The following is an 11,340-nucleotide window of genomic DNA, read 5'->3' as shown; positions in this document are numbered from 1 at the left end:
CAAAGGGCAGATACGATACACCTGCATCGGCTAAACAGTAAGGCTTCTCATGTGGGAGGGTGCTTGCTCCCGATAGCAGTGTGTCAGCCACCACATTTATGGCTGATACACCGCTATCGGGAGCAAGCACCCTCCCACCTTGGTTCTTCATTGTTTTTTAGGGCTTGGAGGCCGCCAGGATCAGGGCTTTCATCTCGGCCACAGCGCCTTTGAAACCGACGAACAGCGCGTGGGCTACCAACGCGTGGCCGATGTTCAGCTCGTTGATGCCTTTGATCGCAGCCACGGCTTCGACGTTGTGGTAATGCAGGCCATGGCCGGCGTTGACGATCAGGCCTTCATTGAGGCCGCAGTTCACACCGTCAATGATGCGCTGCAGTTCATCCGCCACTTCGGTCGGCGTGGTGGCATCGGCGTAACGGCCGGTGTGCAGTTCGATGGCCGGCGCGCCGACACGACGCGACGCTTCGATCTGGCGCTCGTCGGCATCGATGAACAGCGACACTTCGCTACCGATTTTCGACAGGCGCTCCACCGCGGCCCTGATCCGCGCTTCCTGGCCCGCCACGTCAAGGCCGCCTTCGGTGGTCAGTTCCTGGCGGGTTTCCGGTACCAGGCAGATGTGCGCTGGGCGAATGCGCTCGGCGAAGAGCATCATTTCTTCGGTGACGCCCATTTCGAAATTCATGCGGGTTTGCAGCACGTCCTTGAGCAGCAACACATCGCGTTCCTGGATGTGGCGGCGGTCTTCTCGCAGGTGCACGGTGATGCCGTCGGCGCCTGCTTCTTCGGCGTCCAGCGCGGCCTTGACCGGGTCAGGGTAACGGGTGCCCCGGGCCTGGCGCAGGGTGGCGACGTGGTCGATGTTGACGCCAAGAAGAATGCGATTGCTGGTGGTCACGGAAGCGCTCCTGAAAAGGGAAAGAAACGGTGCACAGCATACACGGGGAGATCAGGGCTTTCGAAACAACTCGCGGCTGACCAACGGCCGTCCGCCCAGATGCACGGCCAAGGCCTGACGCATCAAGCGCTTGGCGGCGGATAACGCACCGGGTGCGCTCCAGTCGGCCTCGCTCATGGCCAGCAGTTCGGTGCCCTGGAACAGGCCGGGTTGCAGCAGGTAGACGCGCTCAAGACCCGCGTCGACTTGCAGGCGGTACATGCCGTCGGCGGCGACGGGGTCGCCGTGCAGGTCGTTGCTCAGCTCGAAGCCGTAGCCCAGGTCATCGAGCAGACGCCATTCGAAGGCACGCAGCAGCGGCTCCAGAGGGCGACCTTCGGCCAGGGCCAGCAAAGTGGCGGCATAGTGATCAAAGACAGCCGGGTGCGGGTCTTCGGCGGGCAACAGACGGATCAGCAGCTCATTGAGGTAGAGCCCACTGAACAACGCATCGCCATTGAGCCAGGCGGAAGTGCCGACGCTTTCCAGGCGGCCGACGTTTTTCAGCTCGCCCTTGCCGCGAAACTCCACGTCCAACGCCACGAAGGGCCGCGCCAATGTCCCCGCCTTGCCCCGCGCGCTACGCAACACCGCGCGCAGGCGGCCTTGGGGCGTGAGGAAATCCACTAGCGCGCTGGTCTCGCGGTAGGCGCGGCTGTGCAGGACGTAGGCGAGTTGGCTGGGGGGTTGGGACATGGGTGCTCACTGCTGGAATGCATTTTTTGAAAACTACACAAACCTAATGTGGGAGGGGGCTTGCCCCCGATGGCAGTGTGTCAGTCACTTATTTATTAACTGACTCACCGCCATCGGGAGCAAGCCCCCTCCCACATTTTTTGCCCTGCGGTGTTCTTACAGGTCGCCGTAACCGAGGGAACGCAGAGCGCGCTCGTCATCGGACCAGCCGCCTTTCACCTTCACCCACAGGTTGAGCATGATCTTGGAATCGAAGAGCAATTCCATGTCCTTGCGCGCCTCGGTGCCGATGCGCTTGATGCGCTCGCCCTTGTCGCCAATGATGATTTTCTTCTGGCCGTCACGCTCGACGAGGATCAGCGCATGGATATGCAGGGTCTTGCCCTGTTGCTTGAACTCTTCGATTTCGACGGTGATCTGGTACGGCAGCTCAGCACCCATCTGGCGCATGATTTTCTCGCGGACCAGTTCAGCGGCGAGGAAGCGGCTGCTGCGGTCGGTGATCTGGTCTTCCGGGAAGAAGTGCTCGTTCTCCGGCAGGTAGCCAGCGATCACGCGCTCCAGGGCTTCGAGGTTATGACCGTGCTGGGCCGAGATCGGCATGATCTGGGCGTTCGGCAGTTGCTCCTGCAACCAGGTCAGGTGCGGCATCAGTTCGGCTTTGTCTTCGATGCGGTCGGTCTTGTTCAGCGCGACGATCAATGGGCCGGTGACGTACTGCACACGCTCAAGGACCATCTGGTCTTCGTCAGTCCACTTGGTGCGGTCGACCACGAAGATCACCACGTCGACGTCTTTCAACGCCGCCGAAGCGGTCTTGTTCATGTAGCGGTTCAGGGCTTTCTCGCCACCTTTGTGCATACCCGGGGTGTCGACGTAGACCGCTTGCACGGCGCCTTCGGTCTTGATGCCCAGCATGTTGTGGCGAGTGGTCTGAGGCTTGCGCGAGGTGATCGCGAGCTTCTGACCGAGGATGTGGTTCAGCAGCGTGGACTTGCCCACGTTCGGGCGGCCAACGATGGCAACATAGCCACAGCGTGTTGCGGTTGAATCAGTCATGGCCATTCTCCACGCCCAGGGCAATCAGTGCTGCAGCGGCCGCTACCTGTTCGGCAATACGACGGCTCACACCCTGACCTCGGCTTTTTTCATTCAGTAAGGTGATTTCACATTCCACGAAGAACACGCGGCAATGGGGCTCACCCTGGATATCCACCACTTCGTAGCGTGGCAGTTCGCAACCACGGGACTGCAGGTATTCCTGCAGGCGGGTCTTGGGATCTTTGTTGGTGTCGACCAGCGTAAGGCTTTCAATCTCCGAAGCCAGCCAGGCGACCACGCGCTCCTTGGCCGTTTCCATACCTGCATCGAGGTAAATCGCGCCGATCAAGGCTTCGAGGGCATCGGCCAGGATCGACTCGCGACGGAAGCCACCGCTTTTCAATTCGCCCGACCCCAGGCGCAGGTACTCACCCAGGCCGAAACCACGGGCCAGTACGGCCAGGGTCTCACCCTTTACCAGACGTGCACGCAATCGCGACAGCTGGCCTTCGCGCGCTTGCGGGAAGCGTTCGAACAGCGCCTCACCGGCGGCGAAATTGAGAATGGCGTCACCGAGGAATTCCAGGCGCTCGTTATTACGCCCTGCAAAGCTGCGGTGTGTGAGGGCAAGGATCATCAATTCCTGATCCTTGAAGGTGTAGCCGAGCTGGCGCTCTAAACGACTTAGCGAAACGGTCACGGTTTATCCATACCTAGTTGCTGCATATCTAGTGGGTGGCACCGGCGGCCATCGACGATTGACGCAGTGTTCAAATTCAAATCCTGATGGTTACAGCCTGGAGCCGGAATTGTCCAAGCCCCAGAAAAGCAGTCGGCGCTGTGTTCACAGCGCCGCTTGTATTACTTGATCAGCCCGACCCGCGAGAAGTTCGGCAGGTGGCTGAGCTTGGGTTCCGGCCAGCTCATCCAGACCGCGAAGGCCTTGCCGACGATATTCTGGTCGGGAACCATGCCAAGCAGCTCCTTGGGAATGCTCGGGTCATCCCAGTAGCGGCTGTCGTTGGAGTTGTCACGGTTGTCGCCCATCATGAAATAGTGCCCGGCTGGCACTTTCCACTCTCCATCAGGCATGGCGCGGTAGCGGCTCATTTCCTTGCGGATTTCGTGCTCTACCGCACCGAGTTTTTCCTGGTACAGCTCGGCGCTGCCCAGGCTGTTCGGTTCGGAACCGAGCAGTTTCTCGGCCACCGACTCGCCATTGATCAACAGGCGCTTGTCGCTGGTGTAGCGAATCACGTCGCCCGGCAGGCCCACCACACGCTTGATGTAATTGACGTTCGGGTCGCTTGGATAGCGGAACACCATCACATCACCGCGCTGCGGATCACCGACTTCGATGACCTTCTTGTCGATCACCGGCAGGCGAATCCCGTAGGAAAACTTGTTCACCAGGATGAAGTCGCCCACGTCCAGGGTAGGTTTCATCGAACCCGAAGGGATCTGAAACGGCTCCACCAGAAACGAACGCAGCACCAGCACGATGAACAACACCGGGAAGAACGACTTGCCGTACTCAACCAGCAAAGGCTCTTTGTTCAGCTTCTCGATCACCACGACATCGGGCTGGCTGACGCTGCCCTGATAGGACGCGATAGCCGCCCGCCGACGCGGGGCGAAGAACACCAGATCGAGCAACGCCAGGAGACCACAAACGGCAACGGCGATGACCAGCAACAGCGGGAAATTTAGCGACATAGGACCTAACTATCCAACCTGAGCACCGCAAGGAAGGCTTCTTGTGGAATTTCCACGTTGCCCACTTGCTTCATGCGTTTTTTACCGGCCTTTTGCTTCTCAAGCAGCTTGCGCTTACGGCTTACGTCACCGCCGTAGCATTTGGCCAGTACGTTCTTTCTGAGAGCCTTGACGGAGGTCCGTGCAATGATCTGCCCGCCAATAGCGGCCTGGATCGCGACGTCGAACATCTGGCGCGGAATCAGTTCTTTCATCTTCTCGGTCAACTGGCGACCTTTGTAGTGCGCGTTGTCCTTGTGCACGATCAGTGCAAGGGCATCAACCTTGTCACCGTTGATCAACACATCCAGTTTCACCAGATTAGCCGATTGGTAACGATCGAAATGGTAATCCAGCGAAGCATAGCCGCGACTGGTGGATTTGAGACGGTCAAAGAAGTCCAGGACCACTTCGTTCATCGGCAAATCGTAGGTCACTTGCACCTGGGTACCGAGGAACAGCATGTCGTGCTGCACGCCACGTTTTTCGATACACAGGGTAATGACGTTGCCCAGGTGTTCCTGCGGCACCAGAATATTGGCGCGCACGATCGGCTCACGCATGTCTTCGATAGAAGACAGGTCTGGGAGCTTGGACGGGTTATCTACATAAATCGTTTCACCGGTTTTCAGCGCCAGCTCAAAAATAACCGTTGGCGCGGTGGTGATCAGGTCCAGGTCGTATTCGCGCTCAAGGCGCTCCTGAATGATCTCCATGTGCAGCATGCCGAGGAAGCCGCAACGGAAACCGAAGCCCAGGGCGTCGGAGCTTTCCGGGGTGTACTGCAACGACGAGTCATTGAGGGTCAGCTTCTGCAACGCTTCGCGGAAGTCCTCGAAGTCATCGGAGCTGACCGGGAACAGACCGGCGTAAACCTGCGGCTGGATGCGTTTGAAGCCAGGCAGCACGTCGACGTCAGGGGTGGAGCTCAAGGTCAGGGTGTCACCCACCGGCGCACCGTGGATGTCCTTGATACCGGCGATGATGAAACCTACTTCACCGGCTTTCAGATCAGTGGTTGCAGTGTGTTTCGGGTTGAATACACCGACGCTGTCCACCAGGTGGATCTTGCCGGTGGACTTGACCAGGATCTTGTCGCCCTTCTTCACACGGCCGTGGCGTACACGTACCAGGGAAACAACCCCCAGGTAGTTGTCGAACCAGGAATCGATGATCAACGCTTGCAGCGGATCTTCGTAGTTGCCGGTGGGGGCAGGAATGGTCTTGACCAGGCGTTCGAGCACTTCGTCAACGCCCAGGCCGGTCTTGGCGCTGCACTCGACGGCGTCGGTGGCGTCAATGCCGATGATTTTTTCGATTTCTTCTTTGACGCGGTCCGGATCGGCCTGTGGCAGGTCGATCTTGTTCAGCACCGGCATCACTTCCAGGCCTTGCTCGATGGCGGTGTAGCAGTTGGCCACGGACTGGGCTTCAACGCCCTGACCCGCGTCCACCACCAGCAGCGCACCTTCGCAGGCCGCCAGGGAACGGCTGACTTCATAGGTGAAGTCGACGTGGCCCGGGGTGTCAATGAAGTTCAGCTGGTACTTGATACCGTCTTTGGCGGTGTAGTACAGAGTAACGCTGTGGGCCTTGATGGTGATCCCGCGCTCGCGTTCGAGGTCCATGGAATCCAGTACCTGGGCTTCCATTTCACGCTCGGCAAGGCCGCCGCACATCTGGATGAATCGATCGGCCAGCGTCGACTTACCATGGTCAATGTGGGCGATGATGGAGAAATTGCGGATATGACTCAAATCACTCACGGATCAACACTCAAAAAGGCTGCAGGCAGATTGCCCGCTGAAAAATAGCCGGGAATTGTACCTGAAGCTTCGGCCAGACGTCATCTTTGCTGACCAGAACAAAAATGCCCCACTCATTCGAGCGGGGCATTTTTTGTGCATAAGCGCGGTATCAGCCAGCTCGGCGCAGCAGCCAGAACCCGGCCAGGGCGCAGATGGCCGTCGGCACCAGCACCGCAAACAGCGGCGAGAAACCGAATACCAGGCTCGACGGGCCTAGCAGGTCCTGGGCGATGCGGAATGTGAAGCCCACCAACACGCCAGTAAACACACGCTGACCCAGGGTCACGGAACGCAATGGGCCGAAGATGAACGAGATCGCCATCAACACCAGCGCGGCGGTTACCACTGGCTGCAACACCTTGACCCAAAACGCCAGCCAGTAACGACCGTTGTTCAGCCCTTGCTCCTTGAGGTAGTGGATGTAACTCCACAACCCGGAGATAGGCAGGCTTTCCGGGATCATCACTACGGTGTTGAGCAATTCCGGCTTGAGAGCGATGTCCCACTCTTCGCTTGGCTCATTGATCACTTCGGTGCTGGCCTTGGTGCCTTGGCCGACATTGCGGAAGTGAGTGGTAGTGATGTCCGTCAGTTGCCATTTTTCGCCACTGTACTGCGCACGTTTGGCGAAGCTGGACGACAGCATGTGACGTTCTTTATCAAAGGTGTAACGCGTCACACCGATCAACAGGCCGCCCGGTTGCACGGCGTTGATGTGGATGAACTCATCACCCTGGCGATGCCACAGGCCATGCTTGGCGCTTTGCGCATCGCCCGAACCCTGCGCCAGGGCGCGGTTGGCTTGGGCGGTGGTTTCTGCCGGCGGTGCGACGTATTCACCGATCAGTACGCTGCACAGCATCAGCAGCAACATGGGCTTCATCACCGCCCAGACGATACGGCCGATGGACACCCCGGCGGCACGCATGATGGTCAGTTCGCTGTTGCTGGCCAGGCTGCCCAGGCCGATCAGGCAGCCGATCAGCGCAGCCATCGGCATCATGTCGTAGAGCCGACGCGGCGCGGTGAGTGCCACGTAGCTCAGTACATCCCACACGGTGTAGGTGTCGCTCACGTTGCCCACTTCATCGATGAAGGCGAACAACGAGGCAAGGCCCAGGATGATGCCCAGAACCGCCAGAATGGCGATCAGGACGCTGCTACCAATGTAGCGATCGAGCTTAGCCACGAGCCAACTCCTTCTGGCCGCGACGGCTCAACATTTTCAAACGGATAGGTTCCCAGTAGAGCAGGCCCAGGCCGATCACCAAGAAGATCCCGTGCACCCACCACAACCCCAGGGTCGGCGAAAGCTTGCCCTTCTCCAGGGAGCCGCGAGCGGAAATCAGAATGGTGAGGTAAGCCATGTACAGCAGGATCGCTGGCAACAGCTTGAGGAAGCGGCCCTGACGTGGGTTGACGCGCGACAACGGCACGGCCATCAAGGTCACGATAAACACCAGCAGTGGCAGAGAAATACGCCATTGCAGCTCGGCAATGGAGCGCAGTTCCTTGCTGCCGAACAAATCCTTCGTGGGGATGGCGTCGCGGTCAGTCACCTCGTCGCTGACATCCGGACGGGCGAGCAACACGCCGTAAGTGTCGTACTTGATGGCGCGGTAGTCGGCCTGGCCGGGACTGCCGTCATAGCGATAGCCGTTCTCCAGGATCAGGTAGCGACTGCCATCGGGACGCACGTCCTGGCGACCGGACTCGGCCACCAGCACGGAGATGCCACGGTCTTTCTTGTCCTGGCCCAGGCGCTTCTCGGAGATGAACACCCCGCCCAGGTTGGCACGGTCTTCGGTCAGGGTTTCGGTATAGGTGACCCGCGTGCCGTCATTGAGTGCCTGGAAGCGGCCCGGTTCAAGGGTGTCGAACTCGGTCATCGCGTCCTGCTTGTTCAGCACCAGCTGGAACTGCATGGCGCCCTGGGGGGCCAGGCTCAGGCTCAGCCAGGCGACGATAAGCGCGATGCCGGCTGCCGGGATCATGGTCATCCCGAGCAGACGCTGCTGGCTCATGCCGGTGGCCGAGAGCACAGTCATTTCGCTTTCGAGGTACAAACGACCGTAGGCCAACAGAATCCCGAGGAACAGGCCCAGCGGCAGGATCAGTTGCAGGAACCCCGGCAGGCGAAAGCCCATGATCAGGAACAACGAGCCTGGATCCAGGGCGCCCGAAGCGGCTTGGGCCAGGTATTTGACGAAACGACCACTCATGATGATGACCAACAGGACCGCACTCACGGCACTCAGGGTCAACAGGACTTCGCGGGATAGATAACGGAAGACAATCAAACCAGACACTCCAGGGTTGTCAGGCTAAGGCGGCCAAACAAGCAAGCATACCGAGTCAGCCCCTTTACGCAGGGCCGATTAAAAAGATGGCGCATTATCCTGTGATTGACCGCGCCTGTCACTGCGCAACCTCATACGCGGGTACAAAGCGCGTACGAAGGGTTGTCAGGCTCCGCCGGCGAGGTTCAAACTGCGGCCTTTGTCGCTGGCGGTTTACACAGCTGCCACGCTTTAAAGCCTGGATACAAATACCAGGCTCTCAGACCTTTATAAGGGACCCGAAAATGGAATTGGTTGTAAAAAGCGTTAGCCCCGAAACGTTGAAAACCGCCACCCTCGTGGTCGCCATCGGCGAAGGCCGCAAGCTCGGCGTGGCCGCCAAGCAACTCGACGAACTCAGCGGCGGCGCCATCAGCGCCGTGCTCAAGCGCGGCGACCTGGCCGGCAAAGTCGGTCAGAGCCTGCTGTTGCAGAGCCTGCCTAACCTCAAGGCCGACCGCATTTTGCTGGTCGGCGTGGGCAAAGACGCTGAGCTGGGCGACCGCCCGTTCCGCAAGATCATCAGCGGCATCCTCAGCACCCTGAAGGGCCTGGGCGGTGGCGATGCGACACTGGCTCTCGACGAAATCGTGGTCAAAGGCCGCGACAGCTACGGCAAGACGCGCCTGCTGGCAGAGACCCTGGTGGACGGCGGCTATATCTTCGACCAGTTCAAGAGCCAGAAAGCCGAACCCCGAGCCCTGAAGAAAATCACCCTGCTGACCATCAAGGCCGCGCAGGCTGAAGTTCAGCGCGCCGTAACCCACGCTACCGCGATTGCCAACGGCATGTCGTTTACCCGCGACTTGGGTAACCTGCCGCCGAACATCTGCCACCCGACCTACCTGGGCGAGCAAGCCAAGGCGCTGGGCAAAGAGTTCAAGGGCCTGAAAGTTGAAGTGCTGGACGAGAAAAAGATCAAGGAACTGGGCATGGGCTCGTTCTACGCCGTGGGCCAGGGCAGCGACCAGCCACCACGCCTGATCGTGATGCAATACAACGGCGGCAAGAAGTCCGAGAAGCCTTACGCACTGGTCGGCAAAGGGATCACCTTCGACACCGGCGGCATCAGCCTCAAGCCGGGCGCGGGCATGGATGAGATGAAGTACGACATGGGCGGCGCCGCCAGCGTGTTCGGCACCCTGCGTGCCGTACTGGAGCTCAAGCTGCCGATCAACCTGGTGTGCATCCTGGCCTGCGCCGAGAATATGCCGAGCGGCGGCGCTGCCCGCCCAGGGGATATCGTCACCACCATGAGCGGCCAGACCGTCGAAATCCTCAACACCGACGCCGAAGGCCGCCTGGTGCTGTGCGATGCCCTGACCTACGCCGAGCGCTTCAAGCCGCAAGCCGTAATCGACATCGCCACCCTGACCGGTGCGTGCATCGTTGCCCTGGGCTCCCACACGTCGGGCCTGCTGGGTAACAACGACGAGCTGATCGAGCAACTGCTCAGCGCGGGCAAGGCTGCCGACGATCGCGCCTGGCAACTGCCGCTGTTCGATGAATACCAAGAACAGCTGGACAGCCCGTTCGCCGACATCGCCAACATCGGCGGCCCGAAAGCCGGCACCATCACCGCTGCCTGCTTCCTGTCGCGCTTCGCCAAGAACTTCAACTGGGCGCACCTGGACATCGCCGGCACGGCCTGGACCAGCGGCGGCAAGGACAAGGGCGCCACTGGCCGTCCGGTTCCGCTGCTGACCCAGTACCTGCTGGATCGCGCAAAGGCCTGAAACTGAAGATGCCGGGGCGGCCATCACGCCGCTCCGGTCTCAGGAACCGCAATGACCCAAGTCGACTTCTATATATTGCCCAGCGCCGACCCGCTCGCGCGCCTGGACTTTGCCTGCAAACTCACCGAAAAAGCCTGGCGCATGGGCCATCGCATCTACCTGCACTGCAGCGATGCCGCTCAACGCGACGAGCTCGACGCCCGCCTGTGGCGCTTCAAGGGTGAAAGCTTCGTGCCACACGGCCCTGCCGAATCAGAACCTGAAGGTCTGATAGTGCTGGGGCTGGGTGACAGCTGCGGCGATCACCATGACCTGCTGGTCAACCTGGACCTGAAAGTACCGCCGTTCGCCAAGGCCTTCGCCCGTGTGGCGGAAGTGGTGGTGGAAGATCCGGCTATTCGTCAGGCCGCGCGGGAGAGTTTCCGTTTCTACCGCGAACAGGGCTATCCTTTGCAAGATCACCGGCTACAACGACTTTGAGCACACGATGGACACTTCCAACCCTGTAAAAAAAGATGACCACCTGCTGGACGACCTGGAGTCGATCCGTCAGTTGCTGGGTGATGATGGCTTGCAACCGCCGCTGCTGACCGAACCGGTCGACGGCGAGGTACAGATTCCGTTGCTGTTTGACATGGTGGGCGGCAAACCTGCGCCGGCACCGGTCGAACTGCCCGTCGTAGAACCAGCCCCCGTTGCCGCCGCCGCCGAGAAAACCCCCGACGCCCTGCTGCTGCATCTAGACAACGAACTGCGCGCCGCCGCGCAATTGATCATGCAAGACGTGATCGACGACTTTGCCCCGCATATCGAAACCGAGATCAAGCGCCGAATGGATGCGCGAATGGAACGGTTGCTCAGCCAGTACCAGTCTTAAACCGTGCATAGATCCCCTGTGGGAGGGGGCTCGCCCCCGATAGCGGTGTATCAGTCAGCCCATGTATGGTTGACACATTGCCATCGGGGGGCAAGCCCCCTCCCACATTGACCGGCGCACGCCTTTAGCCCGTCTTCGCCTCGCCCTG

The 11,340-nt window shown here is 59.9% G+C and carries 11 protein-coding genes; 3 read left to right on the top strand and 8 right to left on the bottom strand.

Features of this window, described 5'->3' with window-relative positions:
* Positions 1-157: 157 nt before the first annotated feature.
* The 8 genes from pdxJ to lptF all read right to left on the bottom strand — a co-directional run bounded on the left by pdxJ (position 158) and on the right by lptF (position 8,540).
* Positions 158-901, bottom strand: a complete 744-nt coding sequence (gene pdxJ / locus CKW32_RS01965) for a pyridoxine 5'-phosphate synthase (RefSeq protein WP_095183915.1) — start codon at positions 899-901, stop codon at positions 158-160.
* A gap of 51 nt (positions 902-952) precedes the next feature.
* Positions 953-1,636: a DNA repair protein RecO gene (recO, locus tag CKW32_RS01960; protein WP_095183914.1), complete on the bottom strand. Its 684-nt coding sequence runs from the start codon at positions 1,634-1,636 to the stop codon at positions 953-955.
* A gap of 156 nt (positions 1,637-1,792) precedes the next feature.
* On the bottom strand, positions 1,793-2,695 hold the full coding sequence (era, locus tag CKW32_RS01955) for a GTPase Era (protein ID WP_032886448.1): 903 nt from the start codon (positions 2,693-2,695) through the stop codon (positions 1,793-1,795).
* Positions 2,688-3,377 (bottom strand): ribonuclease III, encoded by a 690-nt coding sequence (gene rnc, locus CKW32_RS01950; RefSeq protein ID WP_032886446.1) that lies wholly within the window; start codon positions 3,375-3,377, stop codon positions 2,688-2,690. Before rnc ends, era begins: the two co-directional genes overlap by 8 nt.
* A gap of 161 nt (positions 3,378-3,538) precedes the next feature.
* On the bottom strand, positions 3,539-4,393 hold the full coding sequence (gene lepB / locus CKW32_RS01945) for a signal peptidase I (protein WP_032886444.1): 855 nt from the start codon (positions 4,391-4,393) through the stop codon (positions 3,539-3,541).
* Positions 4,394-4,398: 5 nt separating this feature from the next.
* Complete coding sequence (lepA, locus tag CKW32_RS01940) at positions 4,399-6,198, bottom strand: translation elongation factor 4 (RefSeq protein WP_003210439.1); 1,800 nt, start codon at positions 6,196-6,198, stop codon at positions 4,399-4,401.
* Between the two features lie 151 nt (positions 6,199-6,349).
* Complete coding sequence (lptG, locus tag CKW32_RS01935; protein WP_032886442.1) at positions 6,350-7,429, bottom strand: LPS export ABC transporter permease LptG; 1,080 nt, start codon at positions 7,427-7,429, stop codon at positions 6,350-6,352.
* Positions 7,422-8,540, bottom strand: coding sequence for an LPS export ABC transporter permease LptF (gene lptF, locus CKW32_RS01930; RefSeq protein WP_032886439.1), 1,119 nt, complete (start codon positions 8,538-8,540; stop codon positions 7,422-7,424). The genes lptG and lptF overlap by 8 nt, the downstream gene beginning before the upstream one ends.
* 284 nt (positions 8,541-8,824) lie before the next feature.
* On the opposite strand from lptF, the gene CKW32_RS01925 reads away from it, so the two are divergent.
* Genes CKW32_RS01925 through CKW32_RS01915 form a run of 3 tightly spaced genes read left to right on the top strand, consistent with a single transcriptional unit; the run spans position 8,825 to position 11,192 of the window.
* Positions 8,825-10,315 carry a leucyl aminopeptidase gene (locus CKW32_RS01925; RefSeq protein ID WP_032886438.1) on the top strand — a complete coding sequence of 497 codons (1,491 nt, stop codon included), beginning with the start codon at positions 8,825-8,827 and terminating at the stop codon, positions 10,313-10,315.
* A 51-nt stretch (positions 10,316-10,366) separates the two neighbouring features.
* Complete coding sequence (locus CKW32_RS01920) at positions 10,367-10,795, top strand: DNA polymerase III subunit chi (RefSeq protein ID WP_095183913.1); 429 nt, start codon at positions 10,367-10,369, stop codon at positions 10,793-10,795.
* A gap of 7 nt (positions 10,796-10,802) precedes the next feature.
* On the top strand, positions 10,803-11,192 hold the full coding sequence (locus CKW32_RS01915) for a hypothetical protein (protein WP_032886434.1): 390 nt from the start codon (positions 10,803-10,805) through the stop codon (positions 11,190-11,192).
* Positions 11,193-11,340: the final 148 nt, after the last annotated feature.

Source organism: Pseudomonas sp. Irchel 3H9 (assembly GCF_900187495.1).
Classification (GTDB): domain Bacteria; phylum Pseudomonadota; class Gammaproteobacteria; order Pseudomonadales; family Pseudomonadaceae; genus Aquipseudomonas; species Aquipseudomonas sivasensis.
The sequence above is the reverse complement of the archived record's forward strand: the minus strand, read 5'-3'. Positions and strand labels throughout refer to the sequence as shown.